Annotated in this window: 23 protein-coding genes and 1 pseudogene; 11 read left to right on the top strand and 13 right to left on the bottom strand. The window is 45.8% G+C overall.

The features are described from left to right. Nucleotides 1-66 precede the first annotated feature (66 nt). Genes HMPREF0658_RS02670 through HMPREF0658_RS02680 form a run of 3 tightly spaced genes read right to left on the bottom strand, consistent with a single transcriptional unit; the run spans nt 67 to nt 2,580 of the window. The gene (locus tag HMPREF0658_RS02670) at nt 67-864 is read right to left on the bottom strand and encodes a TatD family hydrolase (RefSeq protein ID WP_006948382.1); all 798 of its coding nucleotides are present in this window, start codon (nt 862-864) and stop codon (nt 67-69) included. An 18-nt stretch (nt 865-882) separates the two neighbouring features. Beyond that, nucleotides 883-1,857: a polyprenyl synthetase family protein gene (locus HMPREF0658_RS02675; protein ID WP_006948383.1), complete on the bottom strand. Its 975-nt coding sequence runs from the start codon at nt 1,855-1,857 to the stop codon at nt 883-885. A 12-nt stretch (nt 1,858-1,869) separates the two neighbouring features. Then, nucleotides 1,870-2,580, bottom strand: coding sequence for an energy transducer TonB (locus HMPREF0658_RS02680; RefSeq protein WP_006948384.1), 711 nt, complete (start codon nt 2,578-2,580; stop codon nt 1,870-1,872). 195 nt (nt 2,581-2,775) lie between these two features. On the opposite strand from HMPREF0658_RS02680, the gene porQ reads away from it, so the two are divergent. Then, nucleotides 2,776-3,720 carry a type IX secretion system protein PorQ gene (gene porQ / locus HMPREF0658_RS02685; RefSeq protein ID WP_006948385.1) on the top strand — a complete coding sequence of 315 codons (945 nt, stop codon included), beginning with the start codon at nt 2,776-2,778 and terminating at the stop codon, nt 3,718-3,720. 4 nt (nt 3,721-3,724) lie between these two features. Next, a complete protein-coding gene (gene cmk / locus HMPREF0658_RS02690) occupies nt 3,725-4,414 on the top strand; it encodes a (d)CMP kinase (protein WP_006948386.1) in 690 nt (229 codons plus the stop codon). 175 nt (nt 4,415-4,589) lie between these two features. On the opposite strand, the gene HMPREF0658_RS02695 is transcribed toward cmk, so the two are convergent. Genes HMPREF0658_RS02695 through HMPREF0658_RS02710 form a run of 4 tightly spaced genes read right to left on the bottom strand, consistent with a single transcriptional unit; the run spans nt 4,590 to nt 6,931 of the window. Beyond that, a complete protein-coding gene (locus HMPREF0658_RS02695) occupies nt 4,590-5,039 on the bottom strand; it encodes an ExbD/TolR family protein (protein WP_006948388.1) in 450 nt (149 codons plus the stop codon). After that, nucleotides 5,036-5,563, bottom strand: coding sequence for an ExbD/TolR family protein (locus HMPREF0658_RS02700; RefSeq protein WP_024990787.1), 528 nt, complete (start codon nt 5,561-5,563; stop codon nt 5,036-5,038). The genes HMPREF0658_RS02695 and HMPREF0658_RS02700 overlap by 4 nt, the downstream gene beginning before the upstream one ends. Beyond that, entirely contained in the window at nt 5,547-6,068 is a 522-nt protein-coding gene (locus HMPREF0658_RS02705) for a hypothetical protein (RefSeq protein WP_006948390.1), read from the bottom strand. Before HMPREF0658_RS02705 ends, HMPREF0658_RS02700 begins: the two co-directional genes overlap by 17 nt. Continuing rightward, entirely contained in the window at nt 6,065-6,931 is an 867-nt protein-coding gene (locus HMPREF0658_RS02710; protein ID WP_006948391.1) for a MotA/TolQ/ExbB proton channel family protein, read from the bottom strand. Before HMPREF0658_RS02710 ends, HMPREF0658_RS02705 begins: the two co-directional genes overlap by 4 nt. Before the next feature lie 242 nt (nt 6,932-7,173). Between HMPREF0658_RS02710 and HMPREF0658_RS02715 the strand changes: the two genes are divergently transcribed. From HMPREF0658_RS02715 to HMPREF0658_RS02740, 6 genes are all read left to right on the top strand, one after another. Next, complete coding sequence (locus tag HMPREF0658_RS02715) at nt 7,174-8,835, top strand: AMP-binding protein (protein ID WP_024990789.1); 1,662 nt, start codon at nt 7,174-7,176, stop codon at nt 8,833-8,835. A 58-nt stretch (nt 8,836-8,893) separates the two neighbouring features. Then, complete coding sequence (locus tag HMPREF0658_RS02720; RefSeq protein WP_024990790.1) at nt 8,894-9,904, top strand: acyltransferase family protein; 1,011 nt, start codon at nt 8,894-8,896, stop codon at nt 9,902-9,904. 335 nt (nt 9,905-10,239) lie between these two features. Next, a complete protein-coding gene (locus HMPREF0658_RS02725) occupies nt 10,240-11,040 on the top strand; it encodes a DUF3781 domain-containing protein (RefSeq protein WP_006948394.1) in 801 nt (266 codons plus the stop codon). Between the two features lie 8 nt (nt 11,041-11,048). Then, nucleotides 11,049-11,582, top strand: coding sequence for a ClbS/DfsB family four-helix bundle protein (locus HMPREF0658_RS02730; RefSeq protein WP_004363257.1), 534 nt, complete (start codon nt 11,049-11,051; stop codon nt 11,580-11,582). A 60-nt stretch (nt 11,583-11,642) separates the two neighbouring features. Next, a complete protein-coding gene (locus HMPREF0658_RS02735) occupies nt 11,643-12,203 on the top strand; it encodes a GNAT family N-acetyltransferase (protein ID WP_004363259.1) in 561 nt (186 codons plus the stop codon). Nucleotides 12,204-12,218: 15 nt separating this feature from the next. After that, nucleotides 12,219-12,752: an HXXEE domain-containing protein gene (locus tag HMPREF0658_RS02740; protein WP_006948395.1), complete on the top strand. Its 534-nt coding sequence runs from the start codon at nt 12,219-12,221 to the stop codon at nt 12,750-12,752. A gap of 154 nt (nt 12,753-12,906) precedes the next feature. On the opposite strand, the gene HMPREF0658_RS11910 is transcribed toward HMPREF0658_RS02740, so the two are convergent. Then, nucleotides 12,907-13,035 (bottom strand): hypothetical protein, encoded by a 129-nt coding sequence (locus HMPREF0658_RS11910; RefSeq protein ID WP_262502306.1) that lies wholly within the window; start codon nt 13,033-13,035, stop codon nt 12,907-12,909. A gap of 42 nt (nt 13,036-13,077) precedes the next feature. Here HMPREF0658_RS11910 and HMPREF0658_RS02745 point away from each other — a divergent pair. Further along, a pseudogene (locus HMPREF0658_RS02745) lies at nt 13,078-13,371 on the top strand (acyltransferase family protein); the annotation flags it as partial. Between the two features lie 132 nt (nt 13,372-13,503). Here the strand turns inward: HMPREF0658_RS02745 and HMPREF0658_RS02750 are convergent. From HMPREF0658_RS02750 to HMPREF0658_RS02760, 3 genes are all read right to left on the bottom strand, one after another. Next, complete coding sequence (locus HMPREF0658_RS02750; protein WP_006948398.1) at nt 13,504-14,754, bottom strand: phosphoglycerate kinase; 1,251 nt, start codon at nt 14,752-14,754, stop codon at nt 13,504-13,506. 125 nt (nt 14,755-14,879) lie between these two features. Next, nucleotides 14,880-15,950 (bottom strand): bifunctional 3-deoxy-7-phosphoheptulonate synthase/chorismate mutase type II, encoded by a 1,071-nt coding sequence (locus tag HMPREF0658_RS02755; RefSeq protein WP_040557821.1) that lies wholly within the window; start codon nt 15,948-15,950, stop codon nt 14,880-14,882. 220 nt (nt 15,951-16,170) lie between these two features. Continuing rightward, entirely contained in the window at nt 16,171-18,336 is a 2,166-nt protein-coding gene (locus HMPREF0658_RS02760; RefSeq protein WP_006948400.1) for an elongation factor G, read from the bottom strand. A 159-nt stretch (nt 18,337-18,495) separates the two neighbouring features. Between HMPREF0658_RS02760 and hemW the strand changes: the two genes are divergently transcribed. Beyond that, on the top strand, nt 18,496-19,617 hold the full coding sequence (gene hemW, locus HMPREF0658_RS02765; RefSeq protein ID WP_024990791.1) for a radical SAM family heme chaperone HemW: 1,122 nt from the start codon (nt 18,496-18,498) through the stop codon (nt 19,615-19,617). An 11-nt stretch (nt 19,618-19,628) separates the two neighbouring features. Further along, nucleotides 19,629-19,991, top strand: a complete 363-nt coding sequence (locus HMPREF0658_RS02770; RefSeq protein ID WP_006948402.1) for a hypothetical protein — start codon at nt 19,629-19,631, stop codon at nt 19,989-19,991. Between the two features lie 340 nt (nt 19,992-20,331). On the opposite strand, the gene HMPREF0658_RS02775 is transcribed toward HMPREF0658_RS02770, so the two are convergent. Further along, entirely contained in the window at nt 20,332-20,784 is a 453-nt protein-coding gene (locus HMPREF0658_RS02775; RefSeq protein ID WP_006948403.1) for an outer membrane protein, read from the bottom strand. A 121-nt stretch (nt 20,785-20,905) separates the two neighbouring features. After that, entirely contained in the window at nt 20,906-21,925 is a 1,020-nt protein-coding gene (locus tag HMPREF0658_RS02780; RefSeq protein WP_006948404.1) for a hypothetical protein, read from the bottom strand. Nucleotides 21,926-21,983 lie beyond the last annotated feature (58 nt).

The following is a 21,983-nucleotide window of genomic DNA, read 5'->3' on the forward strand; positions in this document are numbered from 1 at the left end:
TTTTTTCCTGTTATTACGGGTAAGATAATGGTATTTTTAAAGTTCTTTAAAGATTTGATGTGCTTGCTATATATTGAAAATTCGCAAGGCATTGGCTGTTGTGATACGGGCGACTTCCTCCTCTGAAATATCATAACATTCAGCCATCTTTTGTAAAATATACCGTACATATGCACTCTCGTTTCGCTTACCTCTCATCGGTACGGGTGCCATATACGGCGAATCGGTTTCCAACACGATTCTTTCAATGGGTATTTGGGGAAGAACTTCAGGCAAATGACTTTTTTTGAATGTCAAAACGCCTCCAATACCAAGAACGAAACGCTCGAAGTTCAACAATTCAGCAGCTTCTTTTTCATTACCGGTGAAGCAGTGGAATACTCCGCCGGGCAATTCTTTGGCATAGCGTTTCAGTATATGTACCATTTCATTTTGTGCCTTTCTGCAATGTATGGAAAGAGGTAATCGGGTTTCAACAGACCATTTCACTTGCTCTTCAAATGCTGAAAGTTGTTCTTGTCGGTAAGTTTTTGACCAGTAAAAATCCAAGCCCACTTCCCCCACGGCAATATATTTAAAAGTTCTATCAGTAGTGTTTGTTAAATTTTCCAACAGTTTTCCCCTCATCATAGTCAAAACCTCTTCCCAATCTTCTTTCACTTCTTCAGGATGAAGACCTATCATCGGATAAGCAAAATCTGGGTATCGACGACAAACGGCCTCAATCGTTGTCACCGAGGAAAAGTTGATTGCCGGCAGACAAACTTTATTTACACCGGCTTTGAGGGCGCGTTCCACTACTTCGGAAAGGTCTTCATTGAACTCTTCACCATCAAGATGAGCATGCGTATCAATCATTTCCATTTGTTAAAAACGTATCAATCAGTATTTTCTTCGCATCATGTTATCGGCATATCGGGTTAATTCCGCTTTACGGGAGACAGGGACTTCAACAGCAGACAGATACTTCCTGCTCTCTCCGAAATAATAATCTATCTTCTCAATAGCCAATTTATCGATTCCTATTTCATTGTAAAGACGGGTCACAGTCTCTACCTTTTCATTGTTATCAAAATCCGTTTTTCCTATCCATGTCATCAATTCTTCTCGCTGTTTTTTATCTGCTTTAGCGAAAGCATTGATGAGCATGTAAGTTTTTTTGTTGGAAACGATGTCTCCTCCAATTGCTTTTCCAAAGAGTTTAGGGTCTCCATACACGTCTAAAAAGTCGTCTTGTAACTGAAAGGCGAGCCCAATCTGTTCGCCAAACTTATATAGATTTTCAGCATCAGCAGGCGGAGCATCAGCCAGAATAGCTCCCATTTTCATGGCACAGGCTAACAATACACTTGTTTTCAAGCGTATCATTTCAATATATTCTTCTTCTTTCACGTCATCACGCTGCTCAAACGACATATCAAACTCTTGCCCCTCTCCTATCTCAAGTGCCGTTTCCGTAAAGAGATCAAGAATATCTTTCAGCTTGTCTGCCCTACATCGGGCTAAGCGTTCATAAGCTAACACCAGCATAGAATCGCCCGATAAGATGGCTGTATTGGCTCCCCAACGCTTATGAACAGTGGCACGTCCACGTCTAACATCGGCATGGTCCATCAGGTCGTCGTGCAACAATGTATAATTATGATATGTTTCTATAGCACAAGCCGTAGAAAGAATGCTTTCGGGGTCATCTTTATACAAGTTGTAAGCCAAAAGCATAAGGGTGGGACGGATACGTTTTCCGCCCATTGAAAGCACATACTTAATCGGCTCATATAAACTCTTGGGGCTACGGTCGTAGTTTTGACCCTCCAAGTAGCGATTAAACATATCCAGAATAGCATCGGATGTCATCATCGTTGTATAAGATTAAAGTTTAAAGACAATAGGTATCGCCACCATGGTACGACATGGTTTATCGTTCTGAATACCCGGTTTCCACTTTGGCATCATACGTATTACGCGCATGGCTTCACGGTCTAAATCGTCATCTACAGACTTAATGACTTTTGCATCTGCAATTATCCCGTCTTTGTTTACGATGAACGACACGATTACACGTCCCTGAATTTTCTGCTGTTGGGCACGTGCCGGGTATTTCAAGTTCTTTGTCAGCCATTTCATCAAGTAAACCATCCCTCCGGGAAACTCAGGCATTTGCTGCACCACGCGGAAATTCAAGGGTTTATTATCATTGTCCATGGCTGCTGATGCCATGGGCGACGGTGTATCGTCCTGTGGTTTCAGCGAACCGTCTCCTTCCAATGAAACAAGTGGAGCCGGCGTAACGGAAAGCGAAACATTCGCTTTTTCCACCCTATCGACCTTGTTTAATCGCTCAGAAGGTTCTTTCGACTGCATGGGAGTAGCAGCAATCATATCTTGTTGCCTAACGGCAGGCAACATTTCCACGTCTTCCGAAAGATTGTCCAACACGTCATCAGCTTCCTCAATGCTGCTTCCACTACTCCTAAATTCAAGCAACGTGAGCAACAATGCCAAAGCTACAACAAGTCCAAGCAGAAAGCCCGTACCTCTTTTACTGTCTAAATCGGCTATCGGTGATTTCTTTTCTTCCATTTTTCTCTTACCGTCTCCCCCGCTCCCGCATTGTTTCTGTACGGAATTTCCATATCCTTATCTTCTCAAAAGATATATCACCGGTCGGTTGGCATTATTTTACTAAATTATGATGAAGTCTATCATTTCGCCATACAAATATAATTCAGATATTTGAAAAAAGGTGTATCTTTGTCCACAATTTAATCATCACAGATGAAAAAAGTCGTTTTGGGCATCTTATTCATCGTTTCTCCAGTTCTCTGTATGGCTCAAGAAAGCCGAACAGAGTATAACTTTCTGCGCCTACCGGTAAGCGCCCATGCGGCTGCACTTGGCGGAGACAATATTACGCTCATAGCCGACGATGCCTCATTGCTATTCAACAATCCCGCATTGTTAGGCTCCGTCAGCGATAAAACACTGAATTTCAACTACATGAACTATATGAGCGGTGTACAATTCGGTAGCGCCGCCTATGTGAGAACTACAGGAAAACAGGGTACGGTGGCAGCTACAGTGCAGTATATCAACTACGGTAAGATGGCTGAAACCGACGAAAACAATATAAAGACGGGAGAATTTTCTGCAAAAGACATTGTGCTTGGCGGCACATTCTCTTACGAACTGTCTGAACGAATAATAGGCGGTATCACGGCCAAGTTCATTACTTCTTACATAGGAGATTACAACTCGCTTGCCGTAGGTGTGGATTTAGGTATCAATTACTATGACCCAGACCGCCAATGGAGCCTTTCTGCCGTTGCGAAAAACCTCGGCGGGCAGTTGAAGGCCTACAATGAGACCTACGAAAAAATGCCTTTCGACCTACAAATAGGTGTAAGCAAACGCGTTATCGGTACTCCTTTCCGACTGTCGGCTGCGTTTGTAGACCTCCATCAATGGAATGGCAAGGGTATCGACCATCTTGTTGCAGGCGTAGATGCCATCCTTTCAGACCATGTTTACATTGCAGCCGGTTATAATTTCCGTCGTTCGCACGAAATGAAAACAGGAAAGGATGAAGAAAAAAGCAGTCATGGAGCGGGCTTCTCTTTAGGTACCGGCCTACAACTCGACCGTTTTAAACTGCATTTGGCCTATGGGAAATACCACATATCCTCATCATCGCTCATTCTAAACCTTGCATATACATTTTAAAGAAATGAAGAAGATAATCATCGCCATCGATGGTTTTTCATCGTGTGGAAAAAGTACAATGGCTAAAAATCTGGCACATGAAATCGGTTATATTTATGTAGATACGGGTGCCATGTATCGTTCGGTCACGTTGTTTGCCCTGCGTAACGGCTTATTCGATAGCGAGGGGAAGGTAAATACGGATAAATTGCGAGATAGGATGAAAGATATTCACATTTCGTTTATCCTCAATCATGAGACAGGACGCCCCGAAACATACCTCAACAACGAGAATGTGGAACAGGAAATACGTACTATGGAGGTATCTCAGCACGTCAGCCTCATCGCTGCCATTCCCTTTGTACGACAAGCTCTCGTAGCCCAGCAGCAACAAATGGGCAGAGAGAAAGGCCTTGTTATGGACGGAAGAGACATCGGTACGGTAGTGTTTCCGCAAGCAGAGCTGAAGATTTTTGTCACGGCAACTGCCGAAGTACGCGCCCAACGCCGCTTCGATGAACTTCGAGACAAAGGCATACCTGCTGATTATGATACCATTTTGCAAAATGTAAAAGAACGTGACTACATCGATAGCCATCGTTCCGTGTCGCCATTGTGCAAAGCGGCCGATGCCATAGAATTGGACAACAGCCATCTAAGCATTGCCGAACAACAACAATGGCTGATGAAACAATACAAAAAAGCGGTGGAATAAGTAGGCTGTTCCCTACCCTTTCTGACCATACATATAAGTCATTGAATAACAACATGATAGAGACGTATCTGAAAGAGCATAGCTTTGAGCGTGTAAAAGCTATGCTCTGACGGTATCAAAGCTAAGGGATAAGGCTGTAATAGCTATGCTTTAAAGTAGCTCGTCCATGAAAAGTCTATTGCCGACGCTTGTGTGAGGTGGCCGAATAATTGATATTTAAAGCATTGGCACGTCGGAGGGCTTGCTTTACGTCGGCAATGACACCCATGGAAGTGCTACGGTCGGCCTTGATAGAGACTGTCATTGCTTGCACATCTTCGGGAGACATACGGTTGCGTTCGGCTACCATATAATCAGTAATCTCTGCCGGTTCAGCATATTTGTCGTTGAGTTGAATGCGTGTTTTCCCGTCTTCCGAACGACCTATATATATATAGGAAACAGCTGATTTCTTGGTGAGCTTGGTGAGTTCCGTACCTGCGGGCACGCGATATTTCACCTTCAGCGTGGTCTTACGCATGTGGGTGACAATCATAAAGAAAAAGAGTACGGTGAAAATAAGGTCAGGCAAGGAAGCGGTATTTAAGCTCGGAACACCTTGCATGCGGCGGCGGTAGATACTCATGGATGGCCTCCTTCCTTTTGAAGATAACGCTCGGAAATGCGTTGCGGCACATCGTGGCGTATCGTTTCTTGGCGGTCTTCATCTAAAAGGGCAAAGGCACGACCGTAACGCTTTTTCGACAAACGATTGCGCAGGTCGTTGTAGACGGCAACTAATTCGTTTTGCAGCGCAAAATAGGTGTCATAACGGGCATTGCGGTCGGCTTCCACTTCGATAACATGCCGTTTTCCACGCTCCGTGATAAAGGCTTCTACTCGTTTGTGGACTTGTTGCAAGGGCATGGGAACATCATTACACAGCAGTCGATTATCTGCTGTGATGCGCAAGGAGAGCACATCGCGACGATCAATGTCGGTCTGGTGATGCTCCTGACGGGGAGGTTCGGGCGGAGGAAGTCTGCGCGATAGTCCTTTATCTACATCCATTGACGTGGTGACAAGAAACAATATCAACAGCATAAATGAGATGTCTGCCGTTGAAGTCGTATTGAGTTGAGGTACTCTGCGCCTATTTCTTTTCCACATGTTGCTTCTTTCTATAATACCGAGTGGCACCGAAAATGACTGTTGCCACTGCTAAAACGATGAGCATGCTACCTGTGACGACAAACATGTCGGCCGTCTTGAGCCAGAGTGTATCTGCGTAAGTATGACCGTTGATTTGAAGAGCGTTCGGCGAACCTGCCAAAAACGTGACGACCAGCAACAAGAGTGTAAGACCAGCAATGCCGTAAGATAGTCTGATAGAGGGAATGCCATTGTCGTCTGAGGCTGTCCGATGACGATGGCGTAGGGTCGTAACAATGGTATAGACAGTGAGTGTCACGGTTGAGATAAGAAGGAGTCCGACCAGCACCAGCACAGCATCCGTGAGCAGTGGAGCATTGAAAACGGGATTTTCGGCAAAGGGATGGTCGTATCCCACGAGGTAAAATGCTCCGAAAACGAGCAAAGATAAGGCTATCAGCAGATACAATACGTACTGCGACAGTTGCTCGGTAGTGAGTTGGTTGATGTGTAGTCGTTTCATCCTCTCAGCTTGTGTTTGGCAATGGCATCGAGCAAAGCAATGGCCGACTCTTCCATCTGCGCCGTGAGATGCTCGATTTTCGATAGAATATAATTGTAGAACACTTGCAAGATAAGGGCTACAATGATACCGAAAATGGTTGTAATGAGCGCCACTTTCATGCCCGATGCCACAATAGTGGGACTGATATCACCGGCCTGTTGTATCTGGTCAAAGGCCATTACCATGCCGATAACCGTTCCCAAGAAGCCCAACGAAGGCGCCATGGCTATGAAGAGCGTTATCCACGAACATCCTTTTTCGAGGTTGGCAGCCTGAACCGCTCCGTAAGAGGCAACCGAACGTTCGATGTTGTCTAATGATTCGTGGATGCGCACGAGGCCTTGGTAGCAGATGGAAGCTACCGGGCCGCGTGTGGTTCGGCAGAGTTCTTTAGCTCCTTCCATATCATTGGCGGTAATTTTGCTGTCTAAATCTCTCATAAATCGCTTGGCGTCAATCTCTGAAAGACTGAGATAAATGATGCGTTCGATACAAAATGCCAAACCGATGACTAATGCTAAGGCGACAAGTGACATGAAGCCGGCATTTCCTTCAATAAATTTTGTTTTCAACGCCTGATGGAATCCCATACTCTCTTCAGAGGTTTCGAGGGAGGCCGTGTCAGTGGAAAGGTCGTCACTGAGCAGTGCGTCGTCGATGCTATCTGTGCGGGTATCTGTTCCGAGACGGGCATCCGTCTGTGTGGAAGTGGGCTTCGATGGCGGCACTGTACCTTCAGGAACTGCAAAAAGGTGAGTGGGAAAAGTAGTCTGTAAAAAGAGAAGAGCAGTCAACGCGCCCTTTGCAGTAAGATGCTTCATACGTTTCTATTCGTTTATCAATTGTTCTTTTTCGTCAATAAGACGGAGTGCCAAAGGTACATATTTTCATAAGATTCGCCAAAAGAATACCTCGGAAATCACTTCTACAACCCATATTATTCTCAATCGTATAGCATGGAATGACATTGGATGGGCTTCATCGCGCTCTACAAAACGGCACAAATTATTTTGAAGTGTGCAATAAAAGCATTATCTTTGCACAAATTTTTATGATTTGTGCAATGAAAACCATACCCTCTTTCAACGCTTATATAGAAAAAAGTATCACCGAACACTGGCACCTCAACGCACTGACAGACTATCAAGGAGCGACGTTACAATACAACGACGTGGCACGGAAGATTGAGAAACTACACATTCTGTTTGAACACAGCGGAATAGTAAAGGGCGACAAGATTGCCCTATGTGGCAGAAACTGCGCCCATTGGGGCGTGGCTTTCCTTGCTACTCTCACGTATGGTGCCATCGCCGTGCCTATCCTCCACGAGTTTACGCCCGACCAGATACACCACATTGTGAACCACAGCGATGCCAAACTGCTCTTTGTTGGCGATGTTGTAGCTACCGAAGTAGATGCCACCAAGATGCCTGCCCTTGAAGGCATTGTCTACATTCCCGACTATTCGCTTGTCATATCGCGTACCGACCGCCTCACCTATGCCCGCGAGCATCTCAACGAAATCTTTGGAAAAAAATACCCCAAGTATTTCCGCGCCGAACACGTGAAGTATTATCGTGAGCAGAGTCCCGATGAGCTGGCACTCATTAACTATACCAGCGGTACCACAGGCTTTTCAAAAGGCGTGATGATACCCTACCGAGCCCTTTGGAGCAACCTCGACTTTGCGTTCCATGTATTAGGCGACAAGGTGCACCACGGCGATAGCATCATCAGTATTCTACCCATGGCGCACATGTATGGCATGGCATTCGAGTTCCTGTTCGAGTTCTGCTCCGGCTGCCACATCTTCTTCCTCACCCGTATTCCCAGCCCCGCCATCATTGCACAAGCCTTTGCCGATGTTCGCCCCACTATTATCATCGCCGTGCCCCTCATTATCGAGAAGATTATCCGCAAGAAAGTATTCCCCAAGATACAAAACAACAAGATGCGTTTGCTGTTGGGCATGCCGGTCATCAACAAAAAAGTAAACCAAAAGATATGCGAGCAAGTGATGAATGCTTTCGGAGGTCGATTCTACGAAATCATCATCGGTGGAGCAGCTTTCAATCAAGAGGTGGAGCAATTCCTGCATAAGATAGACTTCCCCTACACTGTGGGCTACGGTGCCACGGAGTGTGCACCCATCATCACTTACGCCGACTATCAAACCTTTGTACCCGGTTCTTGTGGACGTGCCGTCATACACATGGAGGTAAAGATAGACAGCAATGACCCGCAGCATGTGCCCGGCGAAATCCTTGCCCGTGGACTCAACGTCATGTTGGGCTACTACAAGAACGAGGAGGCTACCCGCGAAGTGATAGATACCGAGGGATGGTACCACACGGGAGACCTCGGCCAGATGGATGAAGAAGGCAACGTGTTCATCAAGGGACGCAGCAAAAACATGCTACTCGGCTCTAATGGACAGAACATTTACCCCGAAGAGATAGAAGACAAACTCAACTCCATGGCACTCGTAAGCGAAAGTCTCGTCATACAAGAGGGCGAACGGCTCGTAGGACTTGTGCATCCTGACTACGACGAGGCCAAAACACTCGGACTGACCGTTGAGGATTTAGAAAACGTGATGACACAGAACTGCCGCGAACTAAACGCCATGATTCCGGCATACTGCAAACTCTCGGCCATCAAACTTCACGAAGAGGAATTCGAGAAAACGCCCAAGAAAAGCATCAAAAGATATCTGTATCAGTAGCTTTGTAATATCTCACGGATACCAAAAGCCCCGCAATAGCTGCTAACTCATGTTATATATGCAAGATAGCAATCGTGAACTAACGAAACCCAAGCGCAAACACTGGATAGACCTTTTGCGGGGCTTCTGTATGGTAGCTATATTGCTCGACCATACCGAAATATACTACACAGGCGACAATATCATCGGCTACAACTACTATGTAGCCAATGTGTTGGTCGCCTTTTTCTTTCTCTCAGGCTATCTTTTCTACAAGGAAACACCATTTTCGCTGCGCCATAAGCTCACCTACATCGCGCGCTACCTGCTGTTGCCCTACTTCCTGTTCACCACTTTCATTGCCATTCCGAAAGCTTTCGCACACGATTTCGACATTTCCGACACCCTGTTCTCCGTCCTCACGGGGCAAGCATCTTGGTTTGTAGCTGCCCTCATCGTTGCAGAAATCGTGTTTTCCACAGTGTTATGGGCGTGCAAAGGCAAAACTTGGGGGCTGTCAATACCCGCCCTTGCAGCCTCAGCAGCTTGTTATCTTCTTTCCACACATTGTTCCGACCTTTATTGGCAAATAGAAAACGCCTGTATGGCATTGCCCATTCTCTGTTTTGGCTACTTCTACCACAAGTGGGAAAGCGTTTTCCACCGTTTCCACAACCTATCATCATCATTCTTTCTCTTTATACTTTTAGTTATCATAAAAGTATATGAACATACGCAGGGCATAACTCTGCTTGTCGAACCCATACGCATAAACAATTGGTACGTATTTGTTTTCGATGCCCTTGTATGCACCCTGTTCCTCGTAAGTTTAGCCAAACAGCTGAAAAGCGTTGCTTGGTTGGAATGGACAGGACGCCGCAGCCTCGTCTACTACTTCTTTTCAGGCGGCATACCCCTCATTGTTTCCGCCCTGCTCCAACGCACCGATATGGGCTATTCGGGGCACTACCACCGTGTTCTTCTTGCCTTCCTGCTCGTCTACGCCCTTACTTCCATTATTGCGTGGGCAGTCTATCGCTACTTAGGCTTTATCGTTCAACAGCCTTCAAAAGCAGCAAACAAAGCGTAAACCACCACGAAAATACCCCACAAAATTCTTCTTTCCCAAATTACTTACGTGTAAATAATAATTTATCTACACGTAAAGAAATATTTTTCTACGTGTAAGTAAATATTTCTTTACGTGTAAGTAATTTACCTAACAAGCAATTCTAAATGATTATCCACGTTTTATTTTTTTAACCTATCATTTTTTATAATGCCAGTATTAACTACTAATTTTGTCCAAAATCAACTCTTGCTGAAGAGTAAAAGAATTATCCAAAAGCATTCTTTTAATGGCTTGCAGATTTAAATAGCAATCATTATATAATGTAAAGAAAGTTTTTTATATGTAGGCGCACTATGAATAAAGCTATCCTCTTTATATTCTCTGGACTGCCAGCAGTAGGAAAATCCACGCTTGCAATGTCTGTTGTAAAGCATTTCGGAGCGGTTTACCTACGCATTGATACCATTGAACAAGGCTTGAAAGACTTGTGTCGTATCGATGTTGAGGGGGAAGGCTATCGGTTGGCATATCGTATGGCAGCCGACAATCTGCAATTAGGCAACAATGTAGTGGCTGATTGCTGCAACCCTATTGAACTGACAAGGCGAGAATGGGAAGATGTTGCTGTCAATAACAACTGCCGTTTCGTAAACATTGAGGTTGTTTGTTCGGATAAGACAGAACACAAAAAGCGTGCAGAACAGAGAAATGCAGAAGTAGCAAATATGAAACTACCTGTGTGGAACGACATAGAAAACCGAGAATATCACGAGTGGCACAAAAACCGCATCATCATTGACACAGCAGGAAAGACCATTAAACAATGCCAAACCGAACTAAAAGAAAAGGTTGCCGATAGTCTTTCGCAAAAAGGAGATGGTCAAGAATATGAAAGCATAGACGATTCGCTGAAAGCAACCATCATAGAAAAGCTCTGTTATACAAAATTTGTGTATGACAGAATAAACCGAAAGCTCGGACTTTATCTATCGCCACAAGAAATAGAAAGTTTTATTTCAGACATTATCATGCATACAGACACGAATCATTTCCTGAAAAAAGGAAAGAACTATTATATAACTAATGATACAGAACATATCCGTATCACCGTTAACTCTTGTACATTCAGAGTTATTTCAACTGATAAAATATAAAAAAAACAATGGCACGAGCAACAACAAAAGTGGATTTAATAACATCTGCTAATGGACAATTTGAGAAGATGTGGAAGCTCATAGACAGTATGAGCGAAGAGCTACAGACAGCAACCTTTGCAGAAAAAATGGCTGCAATGGGCAAAGAAGCACATTGGAGCAGGGACAAAAATCTGCGCGATGTACTTGTTCATCTGTATGAATGGCATCAGTTGTTACTGAATTGGATAAACTCCAATCGTGAGGGAGAATGCAAATCTTTTCTTCCTGAGCCTTATAATTGGAAAACATATCCAGTAATGAACGTGGAGTTTTGGAAGAAACATCAAAACACATCGCTATCAGATGCAAAGGCAATGTTAAAAGAAAGCCATCAACAAGTAATGGAATTGATTGCAACTTTCTCTGACAACGAACTCTTTAACAAGGGCATATTCGATTGGACGGGCACCTCTACGCTTGGTTCTTATAGTGTTTCAGCAACTTCAAGCCATTATGATTGGGCGATAAAGAAAATAAAAGTACATATTAAAACACAATAAACAAACAATAGAAATCTTATAATAAGGCTAATAAAGAAACGTGGAAGATAAGAAAAAAGTATGGAACTACAAACAAAACGCCTGCTATTGAGAGCATGGAAAGAAAGCGATGCTGAAGCATTATACAAGTATGCACGGAATCCGAACGTTGGTCCTATTGCTGGTTGGCCACCGCATACAAGTGTAGAGAACAGTCGTGAAATTATAAAGGCAGTACTCTCTGCTCCTGAAACCTATGCGGTTGTGTTGAAAGAAACTGGCGAAGCTGTCGGCAGCATTGGGATAATGACCGCAAGAAGTGAAATCCACAGTGCAAAAATGGCAGACAATGAGTGTGAAATAGGTTATTGGATTGGTGAGCCCTATTGGGGACAAGGCTTGATTCCTGAAGCTGTAAACGAATTGCTTCGGTATGCTTTTGAGAACTTACGGCAAACTACGGTTTGGTGTGGGTACTACGACGGAAACAAGAAATCGAAACGAGCACAAGAGAAATGCGGATTCGTTTACAGCCATACAGAAGAAAATAAACCTGTTCCATTGCTGAACGAAGTTCGCACAGAGCATTTTACCAAAATCACTTTAGAGGATTGGAAAAACAACATCGGTAATTTGAAGTAAATAACAAGGGAGGTTATGACAAGAATAAACTTAATAATGATGCTTCTTCCTTTCGTGTTTATGGTTCACGAATACGAGGAAATTATTATGTTTAGACGTTGGATAGACAGGAATAGGGAAGAATTGAGAAAACGATTCCCTAAAATCGAATCGTTCTTTACCCGACGAGGAGTTTTCGATTATTCCACTTCCACCTTTGCCGTTGGTACTGCTCACGAGTTCATACTTATTTCTGTTGTTTCGTTTTGCTCCGTTTGGACAGGTGAATATCAATGGTGGTTTGCTGCATTGACAGGGTATTCCGTTCACCTTTTAATGCATATCGTGCAGTGGATTGTATATCAAAAATATGTGCCCGTTATCATTACAAGCTTCCTGACATTACCTTATTGCATCTATTCTTTTGCAGAATTCTCAAAAACAACAGTTCTATCCTTCTTGCAAATGGTTCTATGGGCAGCCATTGGCATTGTTCTTACCATACTAAGCTTGTTTTCTGCATTCTTCTTTATGGATAGGTTTCAACGTTGGGAAAAAGGTAATAAATAACAACCACCCTTGTCAGCATAGATTTGAAGATAATAAAAACCGCTATCAAACGAAGCAAAAGCAGTTTGATAGCGGTTTATTTGTGCTGATAAGAGTATGTTTCAGGGTTGCTTAAGCATTGATATACCCTTTTCGCATTGCTGTGAGAAAGATTTTATTTCGGCTGTATGATAATCGTTACCTTTACTTGTCCGTAGTTGCCACTATTGCGTTTCAGCATATAGATGCGAGTTTGCTGGGGCTTTTCCACCACAAGTAGGGTAGTATGTTCGTTATTTGCCACCTTGTCGGTCCAGCTTCCCGTACGTGCTTCGCGTTTAAATGCGCGGTAGTATGCACCCTGTTCCTCGTAAGTTTAGCCAAACAGCTGAAAAGCGTTGCTTGGTTGGAATGGACAGGACGCCGCAGCCTCGTATACTACTTCTTTTCTGGCGGCATACCCCTCATTGTTTCCGCTCTGCTCCAACGCATCAATATGAGCTATTCGGGGCACTACCACCGTGTTCTCCTCGCCTTCCTGCTCGTCTACGCCCTTACTTCCATTATTGCGTGGGCAGTCTATCGCTACTTAGGCTTTATTGTTCAACAGCCTCCAAAAGCAGCAAACAAAGAGCAATAAAAACAAATAGAATAAGAGCAGCGAGAGTGAATTATACAAATAGGCAGAGGACAAGACATAAAAAAGAGAATGTGTCTGTTTCTTGACACACTCTCCTGCCTGTATCTGACGGTTATTGACCATCGCTGTGCTTTACTTCTGTATGGCAGCTACACCGGGGAGCACTTTCCCCTCTATGGCCTCGAGCATTGCACCACCACCCGTAGACACATAGCTTACCTTATCAGCTAAGTGGAACTTATTCACGGCAGCAACGGAGTCACCTCCTCCCACCAACGAATAGGCACCTTTCTCCTGTGTAGCTTCTGCCACGAATTTAGCTACCTCACCGGTTCCATGGGCAAAGTTCTCAAACTCAAACACGCCTACGGGGCCGTTCCAAAGTATGGTTTTCGATTGCAGAATGATGTCGTGCCATTCTTTCAGCGATGCTTCTGCGGTGTCCATGCCCATCCATCCGTCGGGAATTTCATTGGTGGGTACAATTTTCCGCTGTGCATCATTGGCAAACGTATCGGCGATTACGGTCTCGGTTGGCAGACTCAGCTTCACACCTTTCTCTTTGGCCTTGGCTATCACGTTGAGTGCCTCGCCTATGAGGTCGTCTTCATGCAACGAGTTACCGATCTTCCCGCCTTGTGCCTTAATGAAAGTGTAAGCCATACCGCCGCCGATGATAAGATTATCTACCCGTTCGAGCAGGTTGAGTATAACACCGAGCTTCGAGCTGACCTTCGATCCACCGATAATTGCAGTAAAAGGATGCTTTGCGTTTTTCAGCACATTGTCGATAGCAGCCACTTCTTTCTCCATAAGATAACCCAACATCTTTGCATCATCGCCGAAGTAATCGGCAATCACAGCGGTAGAAGCATGGCGACGATGTGCAGTGCCGAAAGCATCGTTCACGTAAACGTCGGCATAGGATGCCAACTTCTTGGCAAAGTCTTTTTGTTGGTCTTTCATGGCTTTCTTCGCCTCGTCGTAGGCAGGATCGCTTTTGTCGATGCCCACGGGCTTTCCCTCTTCTTCGGGATAGAAGCGCAGATTTTCCAGCAACAATGCCTCGCCGGGTTTCAGAGTAGCCGCAGCCTCATCGGCATGGGCACAGTCGTCGGCAAACTTCACTTTTACACCGAGATGCTCGGACACGTTTCCAACGATCTGTCCGAGTGACAATTTTGCATTTACCTTTCCTTTGGGTTTTCCCATATGGCTCATCATAATCACCGAACCGCCGTCGGACAGAATTTTCTTCAGTGTGGGCAGGGCGCCACGGATACGAGTATCGTCGGTTATATGACCGTTTTCATCTAACGGCACATTGAAGTCTACACGTACGATAGCCCTCTTTCCTGCAAAGTTGAATTGATCTATTTTCATTTTACCTTAATATTTAGAATGTTAAACATGTTTGTTATCGGTAGGCAAAGTTACGCATTTTATTCCAAATGAGAAAGGTTGCACTTGTTTTTCGAGTCTAGCCTGCCAAGTTTCCGACAGGTAAATCAGCTCTGTTTATTGATGATCTCCATTTGCTGCCGTATGCTCTCTTCATGGATTCCCTCAAAGATGTTTTTTACAAACTTTACATTCATACCACAGCGTGTGCCCTGAATACTACGGGTTTCTAATATCTCGTTGTAACGTGCGGGTTGCAGCACAGTGAGGTTGTGGTCTTTCTTATAATGAGCTATTTCACAACTGATACGCATGCGTTTGGCCAACAGTTCGAGAAGTTCGTTGTCGAGTTCATCGATTTGACTACGCAGAGCATGCAAACTTTCGGAGGGTATCGATTTGCTGCGCACCACTAATCGGGAAAGTATACCGTTGAGCGCATCGGGAGTCAGCTGTTGTCGGGCATCGCTCCACGCAGCATCGGGGGTGCAATGGCTTTCAACGATCAGTCCGTCGAAGCCCATATCCATGGCTTGTTGGCTGAGTGGTGCAATAAGCTCTCTGCGTCCACCGATGTGACTTGGATCGCAGATAATGGGCAAGAAAGGAAAACGACGCCGCAGTTCAATTGGAATTTGCCACATGGGAGCGTTTCGATAGAGATGTTTGTCGTAACTTGAGAAGCCTCGATGGATGGCTGCGAGCCGTCGAATGCCGGCTTGGTTGAGTCGTTCCATGCCACCTATCCACAATTCGAGATCGGGATTGACTGGATTCTTCACCAACACAGGCAGGTCGATTCCCCGCAATGCGTCGGCTAAGGCCTGCATGGCAAAGGGGTTAGCAGAGGTACGCGCTCCTATCCAGAAAAAGTCGATGCCATAGGCCATACATCGTTCCACATGTTCGGGCGTGGCCACTTCGGTGCCGACAAACATGCCCATTTCCTCTTTCACGCGCTTCATCCACGGCAAGGCCAGCTCTCCGTTTCCCTCAAAGCCTCCGGGCTTCGTGCGTGGTTTCCATACGCCAGCTCGGAAGATGCGACACCCCAAAGCTGCCAACTCGCGGGCGGTGGATAGCACTTGCTCTTCGGTTTCTGCCGAACAAGGGCCTGCGATGAGGAGTGGACGAGTGCTGTCGCAGGGCAGCCGCAAAGGTGAAAGTATCAGTTCCATATTTTCTATATACTCCATTTTAGTATCGTTGCAAAGGTACACCTTTTGATCGTCACACCGACATATCGCGCATCAAAATATGCTGGTGTAAGTCTACAATTCCACATTCGGAGAGGCAAGATTCAATTGACAGCATCGCATAGTATTCATGAAAAATCCCAACCGCTTCTAAAGAACGATTGGGATTTTCTATTCATCTCTCGGCGACACGCCGCAGGGTTTAGTTATCGTCTTCGGCGGCTTCTTCAGCTGCATGTTCTGCAATGAGCTTCTGCTGGAGTTCGTTGGGTACAAGTTCGTAGCTGGCAAACTTAGTAATGAAAGATGCACGGCCACCGGTAAGCGAACTGAGTGCGATAGAGTAGTTACTCAACTCTTTCAACGGTATCTTGGCCTGCAACTTCTGATAGCCGGCTTCGCTGTCCATACCCATGATAAGGGCGCGGCGGCCTTGCAAGTCACTCATCACGTCGCCCATGAAGTCGGCTGGCACGAATACTTCGAGATCGTAGATGGGTTCGAGAATTTTCGGACCGGCTTCTTTAAAGGCGTCAGCAAAGGCTCTGCGGGCAGCCAGCATGAATGAGAGTTCATTGGAATCTACGGGGTGCATCTTGCCATCGTACACGATAACGCGCACGTCGCGAGCATAGCTGCCCGTAAGCGGACCATGTTCCATACAATCCATCACACCTTTCAAAATGGCGGGCATGAATCGGGCATCGATGGCACCACCTACCACGGAGTTGAGGAAAACGAGCTTACCACCCCACTCCAACTCTATCTCCTCGCGGCCTTTGATATTCATCTTGAACTCCTGGCCGTTAAACTTATAGGTGGTTGGGTCGGGCATTCCCTCGGCATAAGGTTCTACGATGAGGTGTACCTCGCCAAACTGTCCTGCCCCGCCCGACTGCTTCTTGTGTCGATATTCGGCACGTGCCGACTTGGTGATAGTCTCGCGGTAGGGAATCTTGGGTTCTTCGAACTTCACTTGCAGTTTTTCGTTGTTCTCGAGGCGCCATTTAAGGGTGCGAAGATGAAACTCTCCCTGCCCGTGTACAATGGTCTGACGCAGTTCCTTGCTCTGTTCCACCACCCATGTGGGGTCTTCCTGTCGCATCTTGATGACTGCAGCCATCAGTTTCTCCGTATCCTGCTCGTTTACGGCTTTTATAGCGCGGGCGTATTTTGAGTTAGGGTACTTAATGAAATCGAACTTATTTTCCGTTTCCTTGGCGTTCAGTGTGTTGCCCGTTTTCACATCTTTCAGTTTCACAGTGCAACCGATGTCTCCGGCATTCAGTTGGTCTACGGCAATGCGATTGGATCCGGCGCAAGCATAAATTTGCCCGATACGTTCTCTTGAGCCGCGATCGGCATTGATAAGGTCGTCGCCCGGCTTGATACTCCCACTCATCACTTTGAAGTAAGATACCTCTCCGATGTGCGGCTCCATACCGGTTTTGAAGAAGTAAACGGAAGCGGGTGCGTTTGAATCCGGCGTTATTTCTTCGCCACGTGTATTATGTATCTTCGGCATCTCGCTGACGAAAGGTACCACGTTGCCTAAAAATTCCATCAACCGACGCACACCCATATCCTTTCCGGCACAGACGCAGAAGATAGGGAATATAGACCTCGTAACAAGTCCCTTACGGATACCTTCCCGTAGTTCGTCTTCCGTAAGCCGTTCTTCCTCGAAGAACTTCTCCATCAAGGTCTCGTCGTTCTCGGCTGCAGCCTCGACAAGTGCTTTGTGCAGTTCCATGGCTTTGGGCATTTCATCTTGGGGAATATCTTCAATCTTGGGACTTCCTCCTTCGGGTGCCCACGAATATTTCTTCATGAGCAGTACGTCAATAAGGGCATTGAAGCCGCTGCCTGTATGGATGGGATACTGTATTTGAACGCATTTGCTGCCATAGATGTCCTGCATGGTGGTGATGATCGAGTCGTAGTCGCACTTTTCCGAATCGAGCTGATTAACGAGGAAAATAACAGGTTTCTTTAACTTCTCCGTGTAGCGGAAAGCGTTCTGCGTACCTACTTCCGGACCATATTGCCCGTTGATAAGGATAACCGCTTGATCGGTTACGTTGAGTGCGGTGATGGCGCCACCCACGAAATCGTCAGCACCCGGGCAGTCTATGATATTCAACTTCTTGTTGTTCCATTCCACATGGAAAACAGTGGGAAATACAGAATAACCATATTCCTGCTCCACCGGAAAATAGTCGCTCACCGTGTTCTTAGCTTCCACCGTTCCGCGACGTTTGATAAGGCCGCTACCATACAACATTGACTCGGCAAGGGTGGTCTTGCCGCTACCCGAACTGCCTAACAAGGCAATGTTCTTAATCTCATCAGTCTGATATACTTTCATGTTATTCAGATTTAAAGTGTTAGTTATGTTATTAAAATTAAAGGCATTAATTCGCCGTCTAAGATAGGGGTTTTATCATAAAGTACCAAAAGAATAGGCGAGAAACATTTATCCTTTTAGAATATATTAGTATTTTTGCAGACCGAAAATATCCCTTTCATGGCAGGCATCTATATTCATATTCCATTTTGTGCAAGCCGTTGCATCTACTGTGCGTTTTATTCTTCCACGCATGCGGAATGGCAGGAGGCATATGTAGATGCCTTGTGCCGAGAGATGTCGATGCGTGCCGATTACCTGCAAGATGCGCCCCTAGAAACCGTTTACTTAGGAGGAGGCACCCCTTCTCAGCTGTCGATCACATGCTTACATCGACTTTTCAATCATCTATATACAAAAGTGTACAAAGGTTGCTGCCCCACGGAAATAACGATGGAATGCAACCCCGACGACGTAACACCCGAATGGGTATCGGCATTACGCGAACTATCGGTAAACAGAGTAAGCATGGGTGCACAAACTTTCGACGACCGACGCCTCCGCTTCTTGCACCGTCGCCATACTGCCGCCGAGGTGTTTCGGGCAGTGGAACGTCTGCGCGCGGCGGACATCAATCATATCAATATCGATTTGATGTTTGGTTTTCCTGATGAAACACGGGAAGATTGGACGGAAGACATCGACCGCGCCCTTGCACTGAACATAGAGCACCTATCTGCCTATTGCCTTGCTTACGAGGAGGGAACACCTCTCTATCATCTGCGAGAACAGGGACGGGTGAAAGAGCTTGACGAAGAGGTGAGCCGCAGCATGTACGAAACGCTCATCGACCGCATGACTGCAGCCGGTTACGAACACTACGAGATAAGCAACTTCGCACGTCCCGGACATCATTCACTTCACAACGCCAACTATTGGAATGCCACGCCTTACATCGGTCTCGGGGCATCGGCACATTCATATGACGGGGCATCGCGACAATGGAATATCTCCGACACGCAACGCTATATTGCGTCTATCGCCGAAGGCATCGTGCCCGCAGAACGCGAAACACTGGATGCCGATACCCGCTATAACGACCTCGTGACCACAGCCCTGCGCACCGCCCGCGGTATCTATCTTCCCTCGCTTTGCGCAGACCGCCGGAACTATCTGATGCAGAATGCACGGAGACACATCGAAAATGGTCTCTTGGCAGTAGAGGCAGACCGTTTGCTTCTTACACGGCAGGGGCTCTTCGTAAGCGATACCGTAATGTCTGACCTCATATACATCGATTAAACTACAAAACAATGGAACAAGACAAAGCCTTTGAGCGTTATTGGCGCGAGAACAAAAACAGCCTTCTGCACCAAGACATAGAGTATCTTTCCACCATCAACAGTTATAAAATGCACACAGGCACCGACTTGTTGCTTTATGGTCTACCCGTTATCATTGGCATCACGCTCGCAGAATACCTCCCTATCACCCACGAGCTTCTTAAATGGATTGTCGTTGTTGTCGTCACCCTTGCAGCCTTCGTTGTAAGCGTCTATATCAAATCGCGTATGGCTGGTATCAAATCTGTCAGCGAGATAGAACGGCGGATAAAGGCTGAAGCGTATGAAGCATACTGCCATCGCCGCGAAACGAACAACGAACGGACGGAATAAAGGAAACAAAACATCACGGCGTATTCACATACACCGGACAGCAATCGTTAAAATCGATTTCGGGACTTCCCAAAATGCTCAAGAGACTTTAAAAACGATTTCGGGACATCCCAAAATGCCCAAAAGACTTTAAAATCGATTTCGGGACATCCCAAAATGCCCAAAAGACTTTAAAATCGATTCCGGCCCAAGCCGAAATGCTCAAAAGATGCAAGATGTCTACAAGCAAAAAAGATGACAGGAAGCCATGTCATCTATATTGAAATACGCGAGTTCGGGATAAGGTTATCTGAACTCGCGTTATTGAAATGGTCAACAAATGGTCTCATGACCGATTGGGTTAGAATACGTAGACCAAACCTACGTTCGTAATGCCTCGGGCATCGCCGTCGACAAACTGATAATAAGTCTCGGCCGTGAGATGCAGGTTTTTGCTGATATTGAACTGCAACCCGCCGCCTAAGTTTGCCCCAAGCCATGTGTGGCTATCATAACCGATAACACCAATACCTCCCAACGGATACAGCTTAAAGCGGTCGGTAATATCGAAGATGTAGTGCAGATTGGCATTCAAATCCCAAGCCGGATCAATCTTACCGTCCTTCGGATAGAAATTAAGCGTTACTTCGGGACGGAAATGATCGTTGATATGATAACGTCCCACAACACCAATACCCAAATGAGGTCTATCATAACTAAAGTTCAGCCTTCCGCCCAACTCTATGCCCTCCATCTGTGCAAAGGCACCCATGCCCGTAAACATGCAGGCAATTGTCAATAATAATTTCTTCATAATGACTGTTTTTAATTGAATAAATTGCGGTGCAAACTTACGAAATGCCGGTGAGAATAAAGAATAAATAGAACTTTTTTATCATTTACATCGTGCAGGGAAGGTTTTCTTGCCCCGATTTCTATCGATGCTTGTCCGTGCCAACCCACTTTTTTATGCGTCTTGTAAAGGCCTTTCCAATGTGGCGAAAATTCCCATATCTTAGGTTGAGCAGCAATTCTTCGACCGACCGCATCGCCTTTACAGCAGGATGTCCCCATGCATTTTTCAGGTAAAGCCGCTCTTTGTAGGCCACATTTTCTATGACATATTGCGGATGGTGCAGCGGGAAGTTCAGCTCAAATCGCTTCATGGTAAAGATACTCCGATAGGTATGTGGTGTGGTTTTAAGGGTTGCAGAGAAGTGTGTCGCCCCTTCTGTCAGACCAATATTGTTGATTTGATTACGAGTGGGCATGATAGCCAGTGCGGAATTGAGCAACATAGACGACCAGAAGATACTTTCAAAATAGGCTTTGCCAGACATCTTGTGGTCACGACACATCGGGAGAAAGTCGCTCCTCAACCGCCGCTGATGCACCAAATCCTGCAATTGACGTGTCGTCTGCCGGTCATTGAGAAACGAATAGTGGGCATCCCATTTATCGATGACGCGCCGCCACGATGCCCATCCCCAGATAGAGAAAGCCGACGTGAAGAAATAATCTTCCACGATGTCCGATGACTGTTCGTCAATATTAAAGCCGGCGATCATCCCTATTCGCTCGTCGTGCTCGTAACGGTCGAGCATCTCTTTGCAGAAGGGGAAGAAACTCTGTGTCGGCACCACATCATCTTCGAGCACGATGCACTTGTCTGCCAACGAGAAAGCCCATGTATGCGACAGGTAACCGGAGGGATCGCACCCGTAGTTTCGTGTCTGATAATTGCGGTGTACATCACATTCCCAATCGATATTTTCTGCGATATGCCTACAGGCCATGATACCCTCCATATCCCGTTCATCCCTTGGCCCGTCCTGATAAAGAAACAAGCGTGACGGACGTGCTTTCTTCACTTCCTCAAACACTTGGCTAAAGGATTCAGGACGGTTGAAAAACAGTAGTAGCACGGCAATATTTATCTTTGCAGAATGTTTCATAACGATTGTGATTGATGATGCAAAGATAGCGGAAATAAAGCAATAAAAGAATGAAATA

The organism is Hoylesella marshii DSM 16973 = JCM 13450 (genome assembly GCF_000146675.1).
In the GTDB taxonomy this organism is placed as follows: Bacteria; Bacteroidota; Bacteroidia; order Bacteroidales; family Bacteroidaceae; genus Prevotella; species Prevotella marshii.

Bases quoted from the DNA above. Each gene is read 5' to 3' on its own strand.
- HMPREF0658_RS02670 (WP_006948382.1), bottom strand. From the start codon at position 864: ATGGAAATGATTGATACGCATGCTCATCTTGATGGTGAAGAGTTCAAT.
- HMPREF0658_RS02675 (WP_006948383.1), bottom strand. From the start codon at position 1,857: ATGATGACATCCGATGCTATTCTGGATATGTTTAATCGCTACTTGGAG.
- HMPREF0658_RS02680 (WP_006948384.1), bottom strand. From the start codon at position 2,580: ATGGAAGAAAAGAAATCACCGATAGCCGATTTAGACAGTAAAAGAGGT.
- porQ (WP_006948385.1), top strand. From the start codon at position 2,776: ATGAAAAAAGTCGTTTTGGGCATCTTATTCATCGTTTCTCCAGTTCTC.
- cmk (WP_006948386.1), top strand. From the start codon at position 3,725: ATGAAGAAGATAATCATCGCCATCGATGGTTTTTCATCGTGTGGAAAA.
- HMPREF0658_RS02695 (WP_006948388.1), bottom strand. From the start codon at position 5,039: ATGAGTATCTACCGCCGCCGCATGCAAGGTGTTCCGAGCTTAAATACC.
- HMPREF0658_RS02700 (WP_024990787.1), bottom strand. From the start codon at position 5,563: ATGTGGAAAAGAAATAGGCGCAGAGTACCTCAACTCAATACGACTTCA.
- HMPREF0658_RS02705 (WP_006948390.1), bottom strand. From the start codon at position 6,068: ATGAAACGACTACACATCAACCAACTCACTACCGAGCAACTGTCGCAG.
- HMPREF0658_RS02710 (WP_006948391.1), bottom strand. From the start codon at position 6,931: ATGAAGCATCTTACTGCAAAGGGCGCGTTGACTGCTCTTCTCTTTTTA.
- HMPREF0658_RS02715 (WP_024990789.1), top strand. From the start codon at position 7,174: ATGAAAACCATACCCTCTTTCAACGCTTATATAGAAAAAAGTATCACC.
- HMPREF0658_RS02720 (WP_024990790.1), top strand. From the start codon at position 8,894: ATGCAAGATAGCAATCGTGAACTAACGAAACCCAAGCGCAAACACTGG.
- HMPREF0658_RS02725 (WP_006948394.1), top strand. From the start codon at position 10,240: ATGAATAAAGCTATCCTCTTTATATTCTCTGGACTGCCAGCAGTAGGA.
- HMPREF0658_RS02730 (WP_004363257.1), top strand. From the start codon at position 11,049: ATGGCACGAGCAACAACAAAAGTGGATTTAATAACATCTGCTAATGGA.
- HMPREF0658_RS02735 (WP_004363259.1), top strand. From the start codon at position 11,643: ATGGAACTACAAACAAAACGCCTGCTATTGAGAGCATGGAAAGAAAGC.
- HMPREF0658_RS02740 (WP_006948395.1), top strand. From the start codon at position 12,219: ATGACAAGAATAAACTTAATAATGATGCTTCTTCCTTTCGTGTTTATG.
- HMPREF0658_RS02750 (WP_006948398.1), bottom strand. From the start codon at position 14,754: ATGAAAATAGATCAATTCAACTTTGCAGGAAAGAGGGCTATCGTACGT.
- HMPREF0658_RS02755 (WP_040557821.1), bottom strand. From the start codon at position 15,950: ATGGAACTGATACTTTCACCTTTGCGGCTGCCCTGCGACAGCACTCGT.
- HMPREF0658_RS02760 (WP_006948400.1), bottom strand. From the start codon at position 18,336: ATGAAAGTATATCAGACTGATGAGATTAAGAACATTGCCTTGTTAGGC.
- hemW (WP_024990791.1), top strand. From the start codon at position 18,496: ATGGCAGGCATCTATATTCATATTCCATTTTGTGCAAGCCGTTGCATC.
- HMPREF0658_RS02770 (WP_006948402.1), top strand. From the start codon at position 19,629: ATGGAACAAGACAAAGCCTTTGAGCGTTATTGGCGCGAGAACAAAAAC.
- HMPREF0658_RS02775 (WP_006948403.1), bottom strand. From the start codon at position 20,784: ATGAAGAAATTATTATTGACAATTGCCTGCATGTTTACGGGCATGGGT.
- HMPREF0658_RS02780 (WP_006948404.1), bottom strand. From the start codon at position 21,925: ATGAAACATTCTGCAAAGATAAATATTGCCGTGCTACTACTGTTTTTC.